We start from the raw sequence: 19,338 nt of genomic DNA on the forward strand, positions 1-19,338 counted from the left end.
CCGCGGCGGTGAGGTCGGCGGCCAGCACCCGGGGGCCCACTGCGGGCAGTCCTCGGACCGGGCCACCGGCCGGCCGTGGAGCCGGCCGATCGGGGAGGCCGCGGCGGACGGTGCCGCCGAGCAGGTCCACGCGCTCCTCTGCGGCTCGGTGGCATCGGCCCGGAGACCGCCGTCCGAGCCCCTGACCAGTGACGATCTTGCCCCGGGACTGGAACCGGCGATCACCGGTCGCGTAGGGTGCAGCCGACCCGCTTCATCCATTCGAGTGAGGACGAGCGGACGATCGGACCGACCAGGTGAGGTGACAACCAGTGGGCAGTTCGTCGTTGCCTCGGACCCGCGGCCGGCACCGGCTCGTGCGGCCCCAGAGGTGGCGCCGTGTGACTCCCCCGCGCCTGCTCGGCTACGCCGTCGCGGTGTTCGTCACCGCGGTCGCGGTGGGCAGCGCGCACCACGGCACGGCGACGGATCCGGTCGCGAGCCCGCAGGGCCCCGCCCCGGCACCGGCCGCCCGGCTCCTGCCGCCGCAGGTGGCCCCGACCGTGCCGGACCTCTCCGAATCCGTCGCCGTCGTCGCACCGCCGCCCGCCCCGGAGACCACGGCCGCGCCTGCGGCCGCCGCCGAGCCGGAGCCGGTGCGCGCGACCGGGACCGCCGAGGCCGCGGCGCAGCCGACGGCCCCGCGCGCGGTGACCACGCCCCCGTCCGAGCCCGCCGAACAGCCGACGGAGTCGGTGCCCCCGGCGCAGGAACCGCCGACGGAGACGCAGCCGCCGACGGAGACGCAGCCGCCGACGGAGTCCGCGCCGCCCTCGGAAACCCCGCCGCCGTCGGAAATGCCGCCGCCGTCGGGAACGCGGCCCCCGTCGGAGACGGAGCCGCCCGAGGAGACCCCGCCGCCGTCGGAGCCGCCGACCGGGCCGGAGCGCCCGCGGCTGCTGCCGCCCCTCGGTGACGTCATCGAGGGCATCACCGGACCGCTGCTCGGCCGCTAGCCGTCGCGATCCTCGGCACCCGGTGGGACAGTCGCTCCCGAGGGGGTTGCCGCCATGGACGTCATCGCGATCACCGGTGGGACCGGGCACCTGGGGCGCGACCTGGTGCGCCGGCTCACGCCCGCGCACCAGGTCCGGGTGCTCTCCCGCCGTCCGGGCACCGATCCCGCGGTGGAGTGGGTGCCGGGTGACCTGAGCACCGGCGAGGGCGTGGCCGAGCTCGTCGCCGGGGCGACCACCGTGGTGCACGCGGCCACCCACTCCCCCGCGGCGCAGCGCGGGTACCTGCACCCGAAGGACTTCTGGCGCAGCCCGCCCGACGTGGACGTCGACGGCACCAGCCGGCTGCTGGAGGACGCGACCGCGGCCGAGGTGCAGCACTTCCTCTACGTGTCCGTCGTGGGCGTGGACCGCCCCGCGCTGCCCTACCTGCAGCTCAAGCACACCGCCGAGGAGCTGGTGAGCGTCTCCGAACTGCCGTGGTCGGTGGTGCGCGCCACCCAGTTCCACTGGTTGCTGGACCGGATGTTCAGCCGGGCCGCGCGGCTGCCGGTCCTGCCGCTGCCCGGGAAGCTGCCCACCCAGCCGGTGGACGCCGGGGACTTCGCGGAGTACCTCGTCGAGTGCGTCGACGACGGCCCCGGCGGCCGGCGGGAGGACTTCGGCGGGCCCGAGGTGCTCACCCTCGGCGACGCGGTGCGCACCTGGCAGGAGGCCCGCCACGAGCGGCAGAAGGTCATCGACGTGCCCGCACCGCACAAGCTGCGGCGCGTCGCCGAGGACCTGACCTGCCCGAGCGCGCGGCGCGGCCGCACCACGTGGGCGGACTGGCTGCGCAGCCACCCCGCCGAGTGAGCGTCCACCCCGGACCGCCGCAGCAGCGCGGTGCTGCGGCGGCCCCGGGAGGTCAGGCGATCTTCACCAGCATCTTGCCGGTGTTCTCGCCGCGGAGCATGCCCAGGAAGGCCTCCGGGGCGTTGCGCAGCCCCTCCACCACGGTCTCCCGGTAACGGATCTTGCCGTCGCGCAGGTAGCCGCCGACCTCGGTGAAGAACTGCTCCTTCAGGTGCGCGCGGTCGGAGACGATGAAGCCCTCCAGCCGCAGCCGCTTGGAAACGATCTTGAACAGGTTGCTCGGGCCGGGCTGTGGCTCGGCGTTGTTGTACTGCGAGATCATGCCGCACTCGGCGACCCGGCCGAAGTCGTTGAGCACGTCGATCGCCGCTTCCAGGTGCTCGCCGCCGACGTTGTCGAAGTAGACGTCGATGCCGTCCGGCGCGGCGGCGCGCAGCTGCTCGACGACCGGGCCGTCGTGGTAGTTGAAGGCCGCGTCGAAGCCGGCCTCCTCGGTGAGGAAGCGGACCTTCTCCGCCGACCCCGCGCTGCCGATCACCTTCGCCGCGCCGCGCAGCTTGGCGAGCTGCCCGACCAGCGAGCCGACCGCCCCCGCGGCCCCGGAGACGAACACGACGTCCCCTTCCTCCTGCTTCGCCACGTCGACCAGACCGACGTAGGCGGTCATGCCGGGCATGCCCAGCACGTAGAGGTAGGCGTTCAGCGGGGCCGCCTGCGGGTCGACCTTGACCGCGCGCGTGGCGTCGACGACCGCGTAGTCGCGCCAGCCGAGGTCGTGCAGCACGAAGTCGCCCGTGCTGATGCCCTCGGCCTCACCGGCGACGACCTCGCCCACCGCGCCGCCCTGCAGCGCCTTGCCGACCTCGAAGGGCGGCACGTAGGACTTGCCCGCGTTCATCCGGCCCCGCATGTAGGGGTCCACGCTCATCACGACGTTGCGCACCAGCAGCTGGCCGTCGCCGGGCTCCGGCGCGTCGACCTCGACGACGTCGAAGTTGTCCAGGGTCGGCCAGCCCTTCGGGCGGGACGCGAGGCGGATTTCCAGGCCCTTGCTCATCGGTTCTCCTCCACGGAACGGGATCGGCACCGACCCTACCGAAAGTGTCAGTGACTGCCAATTGTCGTTAGATGACTCATGTCTCCGGCTGCCGTGGTGGCAGAATGGTCGGCATGAGCGCCCCGACGGACCAGGGTGGCCTACGGGCCCGCAAGAAGCAGCGCACCCGCGCGGCGCTGATCGACGCGGGCCTCGACCTGTTCCTGGCCCACGGCTACGAGGCGACCACCATCGACGAGATCGCCGCCGCGGTGGAGGTCTCCCCGCGCACCTTCTTCCGCTACTTCGCGAGCAAGGAGGACATCGCGCTGGCCAAGGGCGCCGAGTTCGACGAGCTGATGCTGGACGCCCTGGCCGCGCGGCCCGCCGCCGAGCCCCCGCTGGACGCGCTGCGGCACGCGGTGCTCGAGATGCTCCGCGCCGCCGCCACCGACTCCGGTGTCCAGCGGTTCCTGAGCACCCAGCACCTCATCACCAAGACCCCCGCGCTGCTGGCCGGCAACCTGCGCCGAGCAGCGGGCACCGAGGAGCGGCTGACGGCCGAGATCGCCAAGCGGCAGCGCCTGGACCCCGCCGAGGACATGCGCCCCCGGGTGCTCGTCGGCGCGGTCTGCAGCGCGCTGCGCATCGGCCTGGAGGCCACCTGCGCCGACCCCAGCCGCGAGCTGGACCGGATGGTCGAGCTCGTGGCGCAGGCCATCGGGCTGGCCACCGCAGGCATCCCACAGCGCTGGGGCGAGGACCCGCACCGCTGGTGACCGCACCGGCGGGCGATCGAGGAGAGGAGCGCTGTGGGCACGATCGTGACCGTGGACGACGTCCGGGACGCCGCCGACCGGCTGGCGGGTGTCGCGCACCGGACGCCGGTGATCACCTCACGCACGCTGGACGAGCTGGTCGGCGCCGAGGTCTTCCTCAAGTGCGAGAACTTCCAGCGGATGGGGGCGTTCAAGTTCCGCGGCGCCTACAACGCGATCTCCCGGCTGAGCCCGGAGGAGCTCGGGCGCGGGGTCGTGGCGTACTCGTCCGGCAACCACGCGCAGGCCGTCGCGCTGGCCTGCCGGCTGCTCGGCACCAAGGCGGTGATCCTCATGCCCGAGGACGCCCCGGAGGCGAAGCTGGCCGCCACCCGCGGCTACGGCGCCGAGGTCATCACCTTCGACCGCTACACCCAGGACCGCGACCAGCTCGGCCGGCAGCTGGCCGCCGAGCGCGGGCTCACGCTGGTCCCGCCGTACGAGCACCCGCACATCATGGCCGGCCAGGGCACGGTGGCACTGGAGCTGCTGGAGGAGACCGGGCCGCTGGACGCGGTGGTGGCGCCGGTCGGTGGCGGCGGGCTGATGGCCGGGTGCTCGACGGTGGCCAAGGCGCTGCACCCCGGCATCCGGGTGGTCGGGGTCGAACCCGAGGCCGCCGACGACACCCGGCGGTCGCTCGCGGCGGGCGAGCGGGTGTCGGTCCCGGTGCCGCGCACCATCGCCGACGGGCTGGCCGTGGCCACCCCGGGCGAGCTGACCTTCTCGGTGAACCGGCGGCTGGTCGACGAGGTCGCGGTGGTCTCCGAGGACGACATCCGCACGGCGATGCGCCTGCTGTTCGAGCGGCTCAAGCTGGTGGTCGAGCCCAGCGGCGCCGTGGGCGTCGCCGCGCTGCTGGCCGGGCGGACCACCCCGCCGCCGCGGGTGGGCGTGGTGGTCTCCGGCGGCAACGTCGGCGTCGACCGCTTCGCCGAGCTGCTGGGCTGAGCGCTACGGCTGCGGCCACGGCCGCTGCGCTGGGCGCAGCCGCTCGTAGCACCGGGCCAGGCGGAGCACCCCGACGTCGTCGAAGCGACGGCCTGCGATCTGCAACCCGATCGGCAGGCCCTCCGGGGTCCAGCCGCAGTTGACCGACACCGCGGGCTGCCCGGACATGTTGTAGGGTAGCGTGAAGGCGATGTGCTCCATGCCGCGCAGCGGGTCGCCGGTCGGGTAGGCCTGGTCGGCCGGGAACGCGGGGATCGGCGCGACCGGGGACAGCACGTAGTCGAAGTCGCGGACCACCCGGTTGGCCGCCTTCGAGATCGCGTCCATCTGGCTGAAGCCGTGGAACACCTGCGCCGCCGTGGCGTCCCGCGCGCTGCCGGCCCACTGCGCGATGCCCGGCAGCACCCGCTCGCGCCGCTCCGCGGGCAGCGCCGAGATGTCGGTCCAGGACCGGAAGCGCCAGAACAGGTCCATGCCGTCGAGCATCTCGCGGGACAGGAACGGGTCGATCGGCTCCACCGACGCCCCGGCCGACTGCAGCGCCTGGGCCGCCGCGGCGACCGCGGCGGTGACCGCGGGCTCGACGGGCAGGCCCACCCGGTGGTCCAGCAGCAGGGCGATGCGCAGGCCGCGCGGCTCGCCGTCGAGCGCCTGCCAGTCGAGGTCGGCCGGCGGCAGCGCGGTGTGGTCGCGGGGGTCCGGGGCCGCCAGCACCGAGGCCAGCAGCGCGGTGTCGGTGACCGTGCGGGTCAGCGGCCCGACCACTCGCCCCGGGTAGGGCGGGTCCACCGGGATCCGGCCGAAGCTCGGCTTGAAGCCGACCACCCCGCACCACCCGGCGGGCAGCCGGACGGACCCACCGATGTCGGTGCCCACGTGCAGCGGCCCGTACCCGGCCGCGGCCGCCGCGCCCGCCCCGGCGCTCGACCCGCCCGGCGTGCGGTCGAGGTCCCACGGGTTCCGGGCCAGGCGGTGGAAGCTGGACACGCCCGAGGAGAGCATGCCGTAGTCGGGCATGGTCGTCTTGGCGAAGATCACCGCACCGCTCTCGCGCAGGCGGGCGGCCGCCGGCGCGTCCTCCCGCGCCGGGACGAGCTCGGTGGCCGCGGTGCCCAGTGGCACCGGGGTGCCCTTGGTGGCGATGTTCTCCTTCACCGTCACCGGCACGCCGTCCAGCGGACCGGCCGGTGCGCCGCTGCGCCAGCGCTGCTCGGCAGCCCGGGCCGCGGCACGCGCTCCGTCCGGGTCCAGCGCGTAGGTCGCGCACAGCTTCGGCTCGCAGTCCTCGACCCGGTCCAGCACGGCGTCGAGGGCCTCCATCGGCGAGGCCTCCCCCGCCCGGAAGGCCGCCACCAGGTCCACCGCCGAGAGGTCCGCCAACTCCGCCATACCGGTTCCTCCCTCGCTCGCGACCGCGAACCAGTCGAGTCTCGACGACCGGACGCCGCGGGAACAGTTGGCACAGTGCGCGCACTGGGCGGCAACACCGAGCAGATCGTCGGTTGACACTCCGCCAGGTGGGTGACACGCCAGTCCCCCTGACGGGGTGGTCCGTCCGGTGTGGACGCGCCCGGGACCGTCCACTGCGGACCGATCAGCTCACGGTCGCCCCGAAGGCCAGACCGAGCGCGTAGGTGACCGCGGACGCCCCCGCACCGATGCCCAGCTGGCGCAGCGCGCGGGGCAGCGGCGCGGCGCCGGAGAGCACCCCGACGGTCGCGCCGGTGAGCATCAGGGCGAGCCCCACCAGCACCACCGCCACCAGCACCGCCGGCCAGCCGGACATGCCGACCAGGAACGGCAGCACCGGCACCAGCGCGCCGGACGCGAAGAACACGAAGCTGGAGACCGCCGCCTTGATCCCGGTGCCGACGACCTCGTGGTCGTCGGCGGGCGACTCCGCCGGCGGCACCGGGGGCCGCGGGTCGCGCAGCAGGGCGTCGGCGCGGCGGTGCGCCTCCTCCTCCGACATGCCCCGGGCCCGGTAGACCAGCGCCAGCTCGTTGGCGTCGACGTCGAGGTAGGGCACCACGGCGCGCGCCTCCGGGTTCGGCGAGGCCGCGGCCAGCAGCTCCCGCTGGGAGCGCACCGAGATGTACTCCCCGGCGCCCATGGACAGCGCGCCCGCGAGCAGCCCGGCCAGGCCCGTCAGCAGCACCGTCTGCGGCGGCACGTTCCCGCCGATCACGCCCAGCACGAGCGCCAGGTTGCTCACCAGGCCGTCGTTGGCGCCGAACACCGCGGCGCGGAAGGTGCCGGACACGCGCGCCCGGCCGCGCGCGGCGAGCGCGCGCACCACCTCCTCGTGGATCCGCTCGTCCGCGGCCATCGCCGCGGAGGCGTCGCGGTCCGAGCGGTACGGCGAGCGGCTCTCGGCGCGCTGGGCCAGGGCGAGCACGAAGACCGAGCCGAAGCGGCGGGCCAGGAACACCAGCAGCCGCATCCGGAACTGGCCGCGGCGCTGCGGCCCGGCCTCGTCCCCGAGCAGCTCCTCCCAGTGCGCGGCGTGCCGCTCCTCGGCCTCGGCGAGGCCGAGCAGGATCTCGCGCTCCTCGCCGGTCCGGCGCGCGGCCAGCTCGCGGTAGACCGCGGCCTCCTCGCGCTCGTCGGCGAGGCGACGCCGCCACCGGCGCACCGCCCGCGGACCGGACTCCGGCGCGCTCCTCCTGCTCACGGCCCCAGCCTCCTCACGGGCACAGCCTCGCAGCCGATCACCCCGGGCACCAGTCGGCCGGGTCTACTCGCCGAAGGCCGGTCGGCGCTTCTCCAGGAAGGCGCGCATCTGCTCGCGCGCGTCCGCGGACTGCGAGGTCGCGGCCATCACCTCGGTGGCGATCGCGTAGGCGTCGGCCTCGGGCCGGTCCAGCTGGGCGTAGAGGGTCTGCTTGCCCACCGCCTTCGCCAGCCTGCTCCCCCGCGTGGCGCGCGCCAGCAGGTCGTCCACCGCGGCGTCCAGCTCGTCGTCGGGCACCACGCGGTTGACCAGGCCCCAGCGCTCGGCCGTGACCGCGTCGATCGGGTCTCCGGTGAGCGCCATCTCCATGAGCCGCTTGCGCCCGATCGACCGCGCCACCGGCACCGCCGGGGTGTGGCAGAACCAGCCGCCCTTGCCGCCGGGCAGCGCGAACGCGGCGGACTCGGCCGCCACCGCCAGGTCGCAGGAGGCGACCAGCTGGCACCCGGCGGCCATCGCCAGCGCGTGCACGCGGGCGACCACCACCTGCGGGACGGCGTGGATGGTGCGCATCAGCGACTCGCACAGCCGCAGCATCTCGCGCATCCCGGTCAGGTCCCGGTCGGCCATGTCGCCGAAGTCGTGGCCGGAGCTGAACACCGGCCCGGCCCCGGCCAGCACGATCCCGGTCGCCTTCGTCTCGCCGGCCTCCTCGAACGCGCGCTTGAGCTCCGCCAGGTGCGCCACCGACAGCGAGTTGCGCCGGTCCGGGCGGTTCATGGTGATGCGGACGGTCGCACCGTCCTGCTCGGTCAGCAGGTGCTCGTACTGCGGACTGCTCATCCTGCCCTCCCCGGGAGTTCGACCACGTGCACCGAGCCTCGCACGAGCGGAGCCGCCGGGTCACCGTCCGCGGCCCCGGGACACCGCGCTCACCACTCGGCGGGCAGGGCGCCCATCGTCTGCAGGTGGGCCATCGATCCGTAGCGCGCGACGAGGTGCTCGAACTCCGCCTGGTCGTGGAAGGTCAGCCGCCCGGCGCCGAACTCCTTGGCCACCTCGACGGCGTAGCGGGCGGCCGCGGCGATGTCGGGCTCGTGGCTGACCCCCGTGGCGCAGCCGGGCACCACGGTCGCCGCGACGATCGCCAGGCCGACCACGGGCGCGTCCGTGGCGGTCGCGGGCTGCATGATCGAGTTGAGGTGGTGCACGCCGTTGCCGTAGGGCGTGATGTCCTGCATAGTCACCGGGTAGGTCACCAGGGGTTCGCCGGTGACCTCCTCCAGCAGGGTGCCGAGCCGGTCGGACACGCGCAGCACCCAGCCCTGCTTGACCGTCGGCGACAGCGCCAGGCCCCGGTGGCTGATGAGCCGGTTGCCCTTGGTGGTGTCGATGGACAGCACGGCGTCCATGTCGGCGGTGATCTCGTGGGCGTTCATGGTGGCGATGTCCACCGGCGAGCCCATGAACGGCACCGGCTCGTGCGGCAGGGTGGGGGCGTGCGGGCACACGTGGGTGCTGAGCACGACGTCCCCCGGCAGCCGGTCGCCGCGGGCCCGCATGGTCAGCAGCTTGGCCGCGGCCGAGATCGCCGCCGCCGCACCGTCGCCGTCGGAGACGAAGCCGGTCGCCTCCGGGCGGGCGCCGATGCCGCCCAGCCGGCCCACCACGCCGAGCGTCGGGGCGTCACCGCCCGCGGTCCGGCCACGGGTGCCGGGCACCCGGACCTGGACGAAGTCGGTGGTGCCGCGGTCGCCGTGGACGGTCGTGCTGGTGGCCAGGCCGCGCTCGCCCGCGGCGGCGTCCAGGTGGGCGACCACGTCGGAGCCGGTGACCCGCGGCGAGTCGAGGAGGTCCACCACCTCCAGGACGAACTTGAGCATCCGCCGTTCCTCCTCGGGAGCACCGCACGGGAGGGGCTGCCCGGGCGGTGCGCCCGTGTTCGCTGGCCGCCGCCGGGGAGGGGCGGTCCACTCGTCGACCACGGTGCTCGACCGGATCCCGCCGGGCAAGGGCCATGCGGATGATCACACCGCCACCTCGGGCGCGACGCGCCGTGGCCGACGCTGGTGGGGTCCCGCAGGCGCCGCCGGGTAGGGTTTCCGCGTCACGGCGCGGGAGTGTCCGACGACGGGAGGGTGGTCTGATGAACCGCAGGCCGGTGATCGTGGTCGTGGTGCTGGTGGTCATCGTGTGCGGTTTCCTGCTCGTCCGCGATCCGGTGGGCGCCGCCACCGCCGTGCAGACGGCGTGGGACCTGCTCGTCACCGCGATCGGCACGGTGATCGAATCGCTGACGACGTTCTTCCAGCACCTGTTCCACCGCAGCTGAGCGCTTCGAGGAATTCCTCCACCGGCGGCCGTGCGCGACAATCACCAACAACGCGCGCGGCGCCGTTCCCACCGTTCTCCCCATTCCGGAGATCGGCAGGGACAGTTACCCGCTTTCGGCCGCGAGAAACGCGGAGAACACAAGACCAGGGACCAAGTACCTGGATTCGTGCACAACGCGTCAGCCCAGTGCCGCCGGGCGAAAAAAACCAGACGACGCAGTGCCCGAGTCAGCTTGTCCTGCACCACACAACGCTTTAGTGTGGGTGACGGTCACGTCGAGGAAAGCGAATGAACCGGCGCCGACTGCGACGCCGGGAACTGGGGAAGTCCGGTTCGCCCCGCGAAGTGACCCGACGCGAGGGGCAATTCCGGAACGGGCCGCGAACCTGAAAGCTCCCATCGGGCGGCAGTTCGATCCACGGGCCCAGATCGAAATCGTCCGGAACGGATCGCGGTTCTTGTCGTGTTCGAACCTCGCGTTGCGTGCAAGTGCACGCCGGGCAGCGCGACGGCCCGGTGTGCGACGTGCATCGACCGGGAGAGAGTGATCGGAATGCAGATCAAGGACACCTTCAAGAGCGGCTTCAACCGCAACCGCTGGGGCTGCGGCTGGGGCTGGGGCTCTGGCTGGGGCTGGGGCGGCCACTGGGGCTGGGGCCGCTGGGGCCACGGCTGGGGCTGGGGTCGCTGGGGCGGCTGGGGCTGCTGAGCGGCCTTGACGTTCCATCCCATCCGATTCGCGTAGCTCCCGCTCCCCGGAGCGGGAGCTACGCCTCTGTGCGGGGGTGAGGCGGGTGCCGGGGTTGGTCAACTGGCTGTTCCGGCCTGCGGAGCGGGACACCGAGGGCCTGGTCGAGCACGCACCGGTGATGCGGGTGCGGGCGGTCATCAAGCGGTTCTGGCCGGACGCCCGGCCGTTCCGCGGCTGGCTGCTGCTCAGCCTGGTGCTGGTGCTGGTGTCGCCGGTGCTGGACACCGCGGCGATCTGGCTGTTCAAGGTGCTCATCGACGAGGTGCTCACCCCGCGCAACTTCGCGGTGTTCCCGATGGTGGCGGCCGCCTACGCGCTGCTGACGCTGGCGTCCGGGGTGATCGACTTCTGCGGGCAGTACCTCGCGGTGTGGATCGGGGAGAACTTCCTGCACCAGATGCGCGTGCGGGTCTTCCGCCACCTGCACACCCTCTCGGTCGGCTTCTTCGACCGCAGGCGGATCGGCGACACGCTGTCCCGGCTCACCGGTGACGTGGGCGCCATCGAGGCCCTGGTGCTCTCCGGCGTCACCCAGACCTTCTCCTCGCTGGTCAAGATCCTGATGTTCGCCGGCGTGCTGTTCTACCTGGACTGGCAGCTGGCCCTGGTGTCGCTGGTCGCCGTGCCGCTGTTCTGGACGGTCGCCCGGTTCTTCGCCCGCCGGCTCAAGGCGGCCTCCCGCGAGGAGCGCGGGCGCAGCGGCTCGATCAGCACCGTCGCCGAGGAGAGCCTCGGCAACGCGCCGCTGATCCAGGCCTACGGCCGGGAGGCGGCCGAGGTCGAGCGCTTCGCCCGGCAGAGCCGCGGCAACATCGTCGCCGAGCTGGCCTCGGCCCGCATCGGGGCGCTGTTCGGCCCGCTCACCGACCTGCTGCAGGTCTTCGGCGTGCTGGCGATCGTCGGGGTCGGGATCCTGGAGCTGTCCGCCGGGCGGATCAGCCTCGGCGGGCTGCTGGCGTTCCTGGTCTACCTCTCCCAGCTCTACACCCCGGTGCAGAGCCTGGGGCAGCTGTCCAACACGGTGTTCTCCGCGGCGGCCAGCGCCGAACGCATCATCGAACTGCTCGACCAGAAGCCGATGGTGCAGAGCCCGCCGAACCCGGTGCCGCTGCGGCGGGTCACCGGCCGGATCGACGTCGACCGCGTCGACTTCCGCTACCCCGGCACCAGCCACGACGTCCTGCACAGCGTGAGCTTCTGCGCCCCGCCCGGCCAGACCACGGCGATCGTCGGCGCCAGCGGTGCGGGCAAGTCGACGCTGACCAAGCTGCTGCTGCGCTTCTACGACCCGACGCGGGGCCGCATCCTGCTGGACGGCGTCGACCTGCGGCAGCTGGACATCACCGAGCTGCGCGCCAACGTCGCGATCGTGCTCCAGGAGACGCTGCTGCTGGACGGCACCATCGCGGACAACATCCGGGCCGGTCGCCCGGACGCCGACGACCGGCAGCTCGTCGAGGCCGCCGAGGCCGCCGACGCCCACGAGTTCATCCAGGCCCTGCCCGAGGGCTACGACACCCGGGTCGGGCAGCGCGGCCGGTTGCTCTCCGGCGGCCAGCGGCAGCGCATCGCCATCGCCCGCGCGATGATCCGCGACGCGCCGATCCTGCTGCTCGACGAACCGACCACGAGCCTGGACGCCGACGCCACGCGCCGCATCCTCGCGCCGCTGCGCCGGTTGATGGCCGGGCGCACCACCATCGTGATCTCGCACAACCTGCTCACGGTCCGCGACGCCCAGCAGATCGTCTACCTGGAGCAGGGCCGGATCACCGAGGTGGGCACGCACGAGGACCTGCTCGCCAACGGCAACGGCTACGCCCACCTCTACCGGCTGCACCACCCGGAGCGCGGCCCGGTGGTGCCCGAACAGCAGCAGGCCGGGTCGGTTCCCCCGACCCGGCCCATCGACGGGCAGCTGCCGAACTGATCAGCGGGAGCGCCAGGGCTCGCCGCGGCGGCGGGCCCGGTACCACCGCTGCCCGGTCCCGGCCCACCGCAGCGCTCTGCGCACCAGCAGGTTCTGCTGGGCCAGGAACATCTGGTACTGCCAGGGCCGCTGGACGCCGTGGCGGCCAGCCATCGCGTAGCAGAACTCCACGGCACCGCGGTCGGTGTAGCGGTCGGCCCGCTCGAACCAGGCCATGCTGCTGCGCGCGGCGATCTGCGCCTCCCGCAGCGCCGCGTGACCCGCTTCGTCGAACTCCTTGACCGCGAGCGCCGTCTCCGGGTGGTCGTAGAGCTCCTGCGCGAGCACGATGGCGTCCATCATGGCCAGGCGGGTGCCGGACCCCAGCGTGAAGTGCGTGGTGTGCGCGGCGTCCCCGAGCAGCACGGCGTTGTCGTGGCGCCAGGTCTGGTTGAACACCTGGGTGAACCGCTGCCAGGTCGCCGGTTTCCCGCGCGACCTGCTGATCAGCGGACGGCCGCGCAGCGGCCTGGCGAAGACCTCCTCCAGCAGCCGCAGGGTCTCGGCGTGGCCGAGGCGGTCCAGGCCCAGTTCCCGCCACGTCGGTTCGGTGCACTCCACGATGAACGTGCTGACGCCCTCCGCGGAGGGGTAGGCGTGGAACCAGACCCAGCCGGCCGGCGTGGGCTCGAAGTCGAAGGTGAACTCCTTGAACACCCGCTCCGTGCCCAGCCAGATGTAGGGGTTCTTGCCGTGGTCCACGCGAGTGCCGAACTGGTCCTGGTAGCGCTGCCGGGTGCGGCTGTTGGCCCCGTCGGCGACCACCACCAGGTCGGCGTCGGCGAACTCGGCGAGGTCCTCGACCACGGTCTCGTACTGGATCCGCACGCCCAGCTCGGTGGCCCGGTCGGCCAGGACCTGCAGCAGCGGCGCACGGTTGACGCTGTAGCCGTAGCCACCGAGGTAGGCCTTGTCGGTGCCGCGCAGCGAGACGACCTGCTCCTGCCAGAGCGTGGACTCGGCGCGGATGCGGCGTGCGCTCTCCCGGTCGTTGCGGTAGAGCGTGTCCAGCAGGTCCTCCCAGTAGACGACGCCCCAGCCGTAGGTGGCTCCGGGAGGGTCCCGCTCGATCACGGTGATGTCGTGGCCGGCGTCGCGCAGCTTCGCCGAGATGGCGAAGTACAACCCCCCAGGCCCGGCCCCGATGCACACGATCTTCACAGCAGCACCTCCTGGACGACAGGCGGGCAGCTGCGCAGGCGGTCCAGGCGGACCGCCAATGTCCGCGTCAGAGTCGATACGAACCCCGTTGTACCCGGCACCCCGCAAGGTCGCACCCGGTGCCGCTGCCGAGCCCGCGCGAGCGCTGCTGTCACCCGGCCGAGGCAGTACTCTCGGACTCGCGCATCGTCGTTCCGCCCAGCCACGCGCGGGGGTTCGGCAGGGAGCGTTCCCCGTGTCGTCGGGGCGCGGCAGCCGGGAGTCGACATGAGCAGGCTGACTCAGCCCACGAAGTCCGAGAGCAAGGTCGCCGCCTCGCTGCGCCGCCAGGCCGAGGAGGTGGACCTGCGGTTCCGGCTGGCCTCCGGGATGCGGCGGCAGATCAGCAAGGTCTTCCCGTCGAACTGGTCGTTCCTGCTCGGCGAGATCGCGCTGTACAGCTTCATCCTGCTGCTGGTGACCGGGACCTACCTCGCCTGGTTCTTCGACCCGTCGATGACCGAGGTGGTCTACGACGGCAAGTTCACCAACATGCAGGGGATCTCCATGTCCCGGGCGTTCGAGAGCACCCTGGACATCTCGTTCGACGTCCGTGGCGGGCTGTTCACCCGGCAGTTGCACCACTGGGCCGCGCTGATCTTCATGGCCGCCATCGTGGTGCACATGCTGCGGATCTTCTTCACCGGCGCGTTCCGGCGTCCGCGCGAGGTGAACTGGTCGATCGGGATCCTGCTGTTCATCACCGGCATGTTCGAGGGCTTCGTCGGGTACTCGCTGCCCGACGACCTGCTGTCCGGCACGGGCGTGCGGATCGCCTCCGGGATCCTGCTGTCGATCCCGGTGATCGGCACCTGGTTGCAGTGGCTGCTGTTCGGCGCGGAGTTCCCGGGCGACGAGATCATCCCGCGCTTCTACATGATCCACATCTTCCTGTTGCCCGGCATCATCCTGGGGCTCATCGCGGTGCACCTGGCCATCGTCTGGTACCAGAAGCACACCCAGTACCCCGGTCGCGGCCGCACCGAGTCCAACGTGGAGGGTGTGCGGATCATGCCGTCGTTCGCGGTGAAGAGCAGCGGGTTGTTCTTCGTCGTCACCGGCGTGCTGGGCATCATGGCCGGCATCTTCCAGATCAACCCGGTGTGGAACCTGGGGCCGTACAACGCCGGCCAGGTCTCGGCGGCGTCGCAACCCGACTGGTACATGATCTGGACCGACGGGATGGGCCGGTTGTGGCCGCCGTGGGAGCTCTACCTCGGCCCGTACACCGTCCCCGCGGTGTTCTTCCCGCTCGTCGTGGGCCTCGCCCTGGTGTTCACCGTCGCCGCGCTCTACCCGCTGCTGGAGCGCAAGCTCAGCGGGGACGACGCCCACCACAACCTGCTGCAGCGGCCGCGGGACGCGCCGGTGCGCACCTCGCTGGGCGCGATGGCGCTGGCGTTCTTCCTGGTGGTGCTGGCCTCCGGGGCCAACGACATCATCGCGTACCAGTTCGACTTGTCGCTGAACATGACCACCTGGGCCGGCCGGCTCGGGGTGCTGCTCGCCCCGCCCATCGCCTACTACGTGACCTACCGGATCTGCCTGTGGTTGCAGCGGTCGGACCGCGAGGTGCTGGAGCACGGGGTGGAGACCGGCATCGTCAAGCGGCTGCCGCACGGCGAGTTCGTCGAGGTGCACCAACCGCTCGGGCCGGTGGACGAGCACGGTCACCCGGAACCGCTGCCCTACCAGGGCACGCCGGTGCCCAAGAAGATGAACCAGCTCGGCGCCGCCGGGCACTCGGTGCCGGGCAGCCTGCTGGTCCCGGACCCGAGGGAGGAGACCGAGGCGCTGGAGCAGGCGCGGCGGGAACAGGTGGAGCAGGAGCGGGAGGAGCGGTCCCGCGAGCCCGAGGTGCGCGCCCGCGCGCAGGAACCCGAGCGGTGATCGGGGTCGGATAGGCTCGGGGGGTGGCCAACCGGGAACTGGTGGTGCTCGGCACCGCGAGCCAAGTGCCCACCCGCACCCGCAACCACAACGGCTACCTGCTGCGGTGGGACGGGGTCGGGTTCCTGTTCGACCCCGGCGAGGGGACGCAGCGGCAGATGACCCACGCGGGCGTCAGCGCGCACGACGTCGACCACGTCTGCATCACCCACTTCCACGGCGACCACTGCCTCGGGCTGCCGGGCGTGCTGCAGCGGCTGTCGCTGGACCGCGTGCCGCGGCCGGTGCCGGTGCACTTCCCCGCCGCGGGCACCGACTTCTTCCGCCGGCTGCACCACGCCTCGGCCTTCGAGGAGGTCGCGGAGGTGCGGGAGCAGCCGGTCGAGCGCGCTGGCCCGGTGTGCACCGGGGCGTTCGGCACCCTGGAGGCGGTGCCGCTGGACCACCGGATCGAGACGTTCGGCTACCGGCTCGTGGAACCGGACGGGCGTCGGATGCTGCCCGAGCGGCTGGCTCGCGTGGGCGTGCGCGGCCCGGACGTCGGCCGCCTCCAGCGGGCCGGTTCGCTGCGGGTCGGCGACCGCACCGTGACCGTGGAGGAGGTCAGCGTGCACCGGCCCGGGCAGCGCTTCGCCTTCGTGATGGACACGCGGCTGTGCGACGGGGTGTTCGAGCTCGCCGACGGGGCCGACCTGCTGGTGATCGAGTCGACGTTCCTGGACCGGGACGCGCGGCTCGCCGACGCCTACGGCCACCTCACCGCGGCGCAGGCCGCGCGGGTCGCCGCCGAGTGCGGGGTGCGCTGCCTGGTGCTCACCCACTTCTCCCAGCGCTACCCCGACCCGCGGCTGTTCCACGACGAGGCGGCGGCGGTGTTCGACGGGCAGCTGGTGGTCGCCGACGACCTGGTGCGGGTGCCGGTGCCGCCGCGGCGGTGACTACGCTCCCAGGCGGCCAGCGATCGTCGGAGGAGGTGTGGTGCGGCGGACCGTCCCGGTGATCATCGTCGCCGGTTTCCTCGGCTCCGGGAAGACGAGCCTGCTCAACCACCTGCTGCGCGACCCGCAGGGGGCGCGGATCGGCGTGGTGGTCAACGACTTCGGCACGATCAACGTCGACGCGCTGAGCGTGGCCGGTCAGGTCGACTCGACGGTCTCGCTGGGCAACGGCTGCCTGTGCTGCGCCGTCGACGCCAGCGGCCTGGACGACCTGCTGGCGCAGCTGGCCCGCCCGAGCAGCGACATCGACGTGATCGTCATCGAGGCCAGCGGGCTGGCCGACCCGCGCGTCATGGTGCGGCTGCTGCTGAACAGCACCAACCCCCGGCTCAGCTACGGCGGGCTGGTGGAGGTGGTCGACGCCGCCGAGTTCGAGGCCACCCGGCAGCGCCACCCCGAGATCGACCAGCACCTGCGCTTCGCGGACCTGGTGCTGCTGAACAAGACCGACCGGGTCGCCGAGGACGAGCGCGACCGGCTGCTGGGGCTGGTGCGCGAGCTCGCCGGCGGCAGGCCGGTGCTGCCGACCGCGCACGGCCGGGTCGACCCGGCACTGCTGTTCGACCGCGAGGCCGTGCGGCAGCGGCGGGAGACCGTCCGGCAGCTGTCCTTCGACGACCTGCTCGCCGAGGACCGCTGCCACGAGCACCTGCACGCCGCGTACCAGAGCGTGGCGTTCACCGCGGACGAGCCGGTCGACCCGCGGGCGCTGATGCGGTTCCTGGACGACCGCCCGGCCGGGGTGTACCGGATGAAGGGGCAGCTCCACTTCGCGGTGCCCGGTCACGAGCAGAAGTTCACCCTGCACACCGTGGGCGCTTTCGTGCGCTTCCACCGCTCGCGCTGGGCCCGCGGCGAGCCGCGCCGCACCCAGCTGGTGGTGATCGGCTCCGGCCTGGACGCCGACCGCGTCCGCGCCGGGCTCGGCGCGTGCCTGGGCGTCCCGGACGCCGCCGACGAGCACAGCATGCTCGACGTGCTCAAGCACACCCGCTCCTGAACACCTGCCGGGTGCCGGTCACCGTCGTACGGTGGCGCGGACCGGTTCTCGCCCGCGTGGAGAGGGGTGTGCCCGAATGACCAGCGCTGATGTGCTCGCCGACGCGTTCGGCCGGATCCAGGAGGTGGTGCACGACGCCGTCGGCGGGCTGGACGCCGAGCAGCTGGCGGTCCGCCTCGACCCGGAGGCGAACTCGATCGCGTGGCTGGTCTGGCACCTGACCCGGGTGCAGGACGACCACGTCTCCGACGTCGCGGGCCTCGAGCAGGTGTGGACCGCGCAGGGCTGGGCCGACCGCTTCGGGTTGCCGTTCCCCGCCGGGGACATCGGCTACGGCCACGACTCCGAGGACGTCGCGGCGGTGCGCGTGGAGTCCGCCGACCTGCTCACCGGCTACCACGACGCGGTGCACGCCCAGACCCTCGAGTTCGTGCGGAGGCTGAGCGACGAGGACCTCGACCAGGTCGTCGACGAGTCGTGGCAACCCCCGGTGACGCTCGGTGTCCGACTGGTCAGCGTGATCGGCGACGACCTCCAGCACGCCGGGCAGGCGGCCTTCGTGCGCGGCATCGTCGAACGCGCCGACTAGCTCGGGAGGTGGCACCGCGGGGCCGGTGTGCGGGACGATCGGGGCATGTCCGAGCGGAAACCACCCGGTACCACCTTCGAGTCGTGGGTGGATCGGCAGATCCGCATGGCGCAGGAGCGCGGCGACTTCGACGACCTGCCCGGCGCGGGCAAGCCGTTGCCCGGCGCGGGCCAGCCCGTCGAGGAGCAGTGGTGGCTCAAGCAGCGCCTGCGCGAGGAGGGCCTGTCCGCCGAGGCGCTGCTGCCGACGTCGCTGCGGTTGCGCAAGGAGGTCGAGCGGCTGCCCGAGACCGTGCGCGACCTGCCCACCGAGCGGGACGTGCGGGAGACCGCCGCTGAGCTGAACCGCCGCATCGTCGAGCACCTGCGCAACCCGTGCGGACCTCAGGTGGCGGTCCGGCCGGTCGACGTCGACGAGCTGGTGGCCGGCTGGCGGTCCGCGCGCCGGCAGCGGGCAGCGCGGCCCGCTCCCGAGCCGGCGGACCCCGAACCGCCGCGCCGGCGCCGCTGGTGGCGCCGCTGGCGGCGGTGACCCCCGTCTCACTGTGTGAGCGGCTTTGACGCCGCCCCGCGGTGATGCTTTGATCCGATCATGGCACTGGGACCGCTGCTCGTGCAGCGCGCGCACATCGACCTGCTGTGGGTCGCGTCGGCGGCCTGTTCGCGCGGCTGAGCGATTCCGCGCACCCCTCCCCCGATCCGCATCGCGATGTGAGACGGAGACCTGTGCCCATGACACCGGAAGCTGCCCGGCCGCTGGCGGCGAACTCCTTCGAGACCCGGCCCCTGCAGGACGGCGCCGTGGTCGAGGTGACCGCTCGGTTCATCGTCACCCGCCAGGACTTGGCCGCGCTGGAGCGGGTCTTCACCCCGCACGTCACCAGATCGTCCACAGTGGACGAACGGACCGCCCTGGAGGTGCCGCGGCTGCGGTCGCTGCCCTCCCCGGCCGAGCCGGTGGAACCGAAGCTGCGGATCCAGGTCGCCGCCCGGCGCGTCCTGCGCGCTGACGGCACCCCCGTGGACCTGACCCGCCTGGAGTTCGACCTGCTGCTGCACCTGTGCGAGAACCCCGGCCGGGTGCACCGGCGCACCTCGCTGCTCACCGCGGTGTGGCGCTGCACCAGCCCGCCGAGCACCCGGACCGTGGACGTGCACGTCCGCCGGATCCGCCGCAAGCTCGGGCCCGACCTGGACCTGATCACCACGGTGCGCGGGGTCGGCTACCGGGTGGACCGGGCCGACGAGGTGCACATCGTCCGGGAGTAGTGACCGCGCG

Annotated in this window: 19 protein-coding genes; 13 read left to right on the forward strand and 6 right to left on the reverse strand. The window is 73.0% G+C overall.

The annotated features are described in order from the left end of the window. Nucleotides 1–380 precede the first annotated feature (380 nt). Complete coding sequence (locus tag HNR68_RS17865; protein ID WP_179722620.1) at nucleotides 381–995, forward strand: hypothetical protein; 615 nt, start codon at nucleotides 381–383, stop codon at nucleotides 993–995. Between the two features lie 54 nt (nucleotides 996–1,049). Beyond that, nucleotides 1,050–1,850 (forward strand): SDR family oxidoreductase, encoded by an 801-nt coding sequence (locus HNR68_RS17870; protein ID WP_179722622.1) that lies wholly within the window; start codon nucleotides 1,050–1,052, stop codon nucleotides 1,848–1,850. 52 nt (nucleotides 1,851–1,902) lie between these two features. Here the strand turns inward: HNR68_RS17870 and HNR68_RS17875 are convergent, their stop codons facing one another. Continuing rightward, nucleotides 1,903–2,907, reverse strand: a complete 1,005-nt coding sequence (locus tag HNR68_RS17875; protein ID WP_179722624.1) for an NADP-dependent oxidoreductase — start codon at nucleotides 2,905–2,907, stop codon at nucleotides 1,903–1,905. A gap of 113 nt (nucleotides 2,908–3,020) precedes the next feature. Between HNR68_RS17875 and HNR68_RS17880 the strand changes: the two genes are divergently transcribed. Both HNR68_RS17880 and HNR68_RS17885 read left to right on the forward strand, forming a co-directional pair. Next, nucleotides 3,021–3,665: a TetR family transcriptional regulator gene (locus HNR68_RS17880; protein WP_246330477.1), complete on the forward strand. Its 645-nt coding sequence runs from the start codon at nucleotides 3,021–3,023 to the stop codon at nucleotides 3,663–3,665. A 42-nt stretch (nucleotides 3,666–3,707) separates the two neighbouring features. Further along, on the forward strand, nucleotides 3,708–4,655 hold the full coding sequence (locus HNR68_RS17885) for a threo-3-hydroxy-L-aspartate ammonia-lyase (RefSeq protein ID WP_343050471.1): 948 nt from the start codon (nucleotides 3,708–3,710) through the stop codon (nucleotides 4,653–4,655). A gap of 3 nt (nucleotides 4,656–4,658) precedes the next feature. On the opposite strand, the gene HNR68_RS17890 is transcribed toward HNR68_RS17885, so the two are convergent. From HNR68_RS17890 to HNR68_RS17905, 4 genes are all read right to left on the reverse strand, one after another. Further along, on the reverse strand, nucleotides 4,659–6,044 hold the full coding sequence (locus tag HNR68_RS17890) for an amidase (protein WP_179722630.1): 1,386 nt from the start codon (nucleotides 6,042–6,044) through the stop codon (nucleotides 4,659–4,661). 205 nt (nucleotides 6,045–6,249) lie between these two features. Next, nucleotides 6,250–7,329 carry a VIT1/CCC1 transporter family protein gene (locus tag HNR68_RS17895; protein ID WP_179722632.1) on the reverse strand — a complete coding sequence of 360 codons (1,080 nt, stop codon included), beginning with the start codon at nucleotides 7,327–7,329 and terminating at the stop codon, nucleotides 6,250–6,252. Nucleotides 7,330–7,392: 63 nt separating this feature from the next. After that, entirely contained in the window at nucleotides 7,393–8,172 is a 780-nt protein-coding gene (locus HNR68_RS17900) for an enoyl-CoA hydratase-related protein (RefSeq protein WP_179722634.1), read from the reverse strand. Nucleotides 8,173–8,261: 89 nt separating this feature from the next. Further along, nucleotides 8,262–9,212, reverse strand: a complete 951-nt coding sequence (locus tag HNR68_RS17905; RefSeq protein ID WP_179722636.1) for a DUF1177 domain-containing protein — start codon at nucleotides 9,210–9,212, stop codon at nucleotides 8,262–8,264. Nucleotides 9,213–9,475: 263 nt separating this feature from the next. Here HNR68_RS17905 and HNR68_RS17910 point away from each other — a divergent pair, with 263 nt between their 5' ends. The 3 genes from HNR68_RS17910 (at nucleotide 9,476) to HNR68_RS17920 (ending at nucleotide 12,344) form a co-directional block, all read left to right on the forward strand. Beyond that, a complete protein-coding gene (locus tag HNR68_RS17910; protein ID WP_179722638.1) occupies nucleotides 9,476–9,661 on the forward strand; it encodes a hypothetical protein in 186 nt (61 codons plus the stop codon). A 555-nt stretch (nucleotides 9,662–10,216) separates the two neighbouring features. Next, the gene (locus HNR68_RS17915; RefSeq protein ID WP_179722640.1) at nucleotides 10,217–10,372 is read left to right on the forward strand and encodes a hypothetical protein; all 156 of its coding nucleotides are present in this window, start codon (nucleotides 10,217–10,219) and stop codon (nucleotides 10,370–10,372) included. A gap of 85 nt (nucleotides 10,373–10,457) precedes the next feature. Continuing rightward, on the forward strand, nucleotides 10,458–12,344 hold the full coding sequence (locus tag HNR68_RS17920; RefSeq protein WP_179722642.1) for an ABC transporter transmembrane domain-containing protein: 1,887 nt from the start codon (nucleotides 10,458–10,460) through the stop codon (nucleotides 12,342–12,344). Here HNR68_RS17920 and HNR68_RS17925 read toward each other — a convergent pair whose 3' ends face one another. Next, entirely contained in the window at nucleotides 12,345–13,544 is a 1,200-nt protein-coding gene (locus tag HNR68_RS17925; RefSeq protein WP_179722644.1) for an FAD-dependent monooxygenase, read from the reverse strand. It lies immediately after the preceding gene. A 267-nt stretch (nucleotides 13,545–13,811) separates the two neighbouring features. On the opposite strand from HNR68_RS17925, the gene qcrB reads away from it, so the two are divergent. The 6 genes from qcrB to HNR68_RS17955 all read left to right on the forward strand — a co-directional run bounded on the left by qcrB (nucleotide 13,812) and on the right by HNR68_RS17955 (nucleotide 19,328). Next, nucleotides 13,812–15,473, forward strand: coding sequence for a cytochrome bc1 complex cytochrome b subunit (qcrB, locus tag HNR68_RS17930; protein WP_179722646.1), 1,662 nt, complete (start codon nucleotides 13,812–13,814; stop codon nucleotides 15,471–15,473). 23 nt (nucleotides 15,474–15,496) lie between these two features. Continuing rightward, on the forward strand, nucleotides 15,497–16,411 hold the full coding sequence (locus HNR68_RS17935) for a ribonuclease Z (RefSeq protein ID WP_179722648.1): 915 nt from the start codon (nucleotides 15,497–15,499) through the stop codon (nucleotides 16,409–16,411). Between the two features lie 37 nt (nucleotides 16,412–16,448). After that, entirely contained in the window at nucleotides 16,449–17,471 is a 1,023-nt protein-coding gene (locus tag HNR68_RS17940; protein WP_179722650.1) for a GTP-binding protein, read from the forward strand. Between the two features lie 76 nt (nucleotides 17,472–17,547). Then, nucleotides 17,548–18,060: a mycothiol transferase gene (locus HNR68_RS17945; RefSeq protein ID WP_179722652.1), complete on the forward strand. Its 513-nt coding sequence runs from the start codon at nucleotides 17,548–17,550 to the stop codon at nucleotides 18,058–18,060. A 45-nt stretch (nucleotides 18,061–18,105) separates the two neighbouring features. Next, complete coding sequence (locus tag HNR68_RS17950) at nucleotides 18,106–18,591, forward strand: DnaJ family domain-containing protein (RefSeq protein WP_179722654.1); 486 nt, start codon at nucleotides 18,106–18,108, stop codon at nucleotides 18,589–18,591. A 200-nt stretch (nucleotides 18,592–18,791) separates the two neighbouring features. Further along, nucleotides 18,792–19,328: a winged helix-turn-helix domain-containing protein gene (locus HNR68_RS17955; protein WP_179722656.1), complete on the forward strand. Its 537-nt coding sequence runs from the start codon at nucleotides 18,792–18,794 to the stop codon at nucleotides 19,326–19,328. The last annotated feature ends 10 nt before the right edge of the window (nucleotides 19,329–19,338 follow it).

This window comes from Saccharopolyspora hordei (assembly GCF_013410345.1).
Classification (GTDB): domain Bacteria; phylum Actinomycetota; class Actinomycetes; order Mycobacteriales; family Pseudonocardiaceae; genus Saccharopolyspora; species Saccharopolyspora hordei.

Bases quoted from the DNA above. Each gene is read 5' to 3' on its own strand.
- HNR68_RS17955 (WP_179722656.1), top strand. From the start codon at position 18,792: ATGACACCGGAAGCTGCCCGGCCGCTGGCGGCGAACTCCTTCGAGACC.
- HNR68_RS17945 (WP_179722652.1), top strand. From the start codon at position 17,548: ATGACCAGCGCTGATGTGCTCGCCGACGCGTTCGGCCGGATCCAGGAG.
- HNR68_RS17880 (WP_246330477.1), top strand. From the start codon at position 3,021: ATGAGCGCCCCGACGGACCAGGGTGGCCTACGGGCCCGCAAGAAGCAG.
- HNR68_RS17870 (WP_179722622.1), top strand. From the start codon at position 1,050: ATGGACGTCATCGCGATCACCGGTGGGACCGGGCACCTGGGGCGCGAC.
- HNR68_RS17875 (WP_179722624.1), bottom strand. From the start codon at position 2,907: ATGAGCAAGGGCCTGGAAATCCGCCTCGCGTCCCGCCCGAAGGGCTGG.
- HNR68_RS17910 (WP_179722638.1), top strand. From the start codon at position 9,476: ATGAACCGCAGGCCGGTGATCGTGGTCGTGGTGCTGGTGGTCATCGTG.
- HNR68_RS17900 (WP_179722634.1), bottom strand. From the start codon at position 8,172: ATGAGCAGTCCGCAGTACGAGCACCTGCTGACCGAGCAGGACGGTGCG.
- HNR68_RS17890 (WP_179722630.1), bottom strand. From the start codon at position 6,044: ATGGCGGAGTTGGCGGACCTCTCGGCGGTGGACCTGGTGGCGGCCTTC.
- HNR68_RS17915 (WP_179722640.1), top strand. From the start codon at position 10,217: ATGCAGATCAAGGACACCTTCAAGAGCGGCTTCAACCGCAACCGCTGG.
- HNR68_RS17905 (WP_179722636.1), bottom strand. From the start codon at position 9,212: ATGCTCAAGTTCGTCCTGGAGGTGGTGGACCTCCTCGACTCGCCGCGG.
- qcrB (WP_179722646.1), top strand. From the start codon at position 13,812: ATGAGCAGGCTGACTCAGCCCACGAAGTCCGAGAGCAAGGTCGCCGCC.
- HNR68_RS17950 (WP_179722654.1), top strand. From the start codon at position 18,106: ATGTCCGAGCGGAAACCACCCGGTACCACCTTCGAGTCGTGGGTGGAT.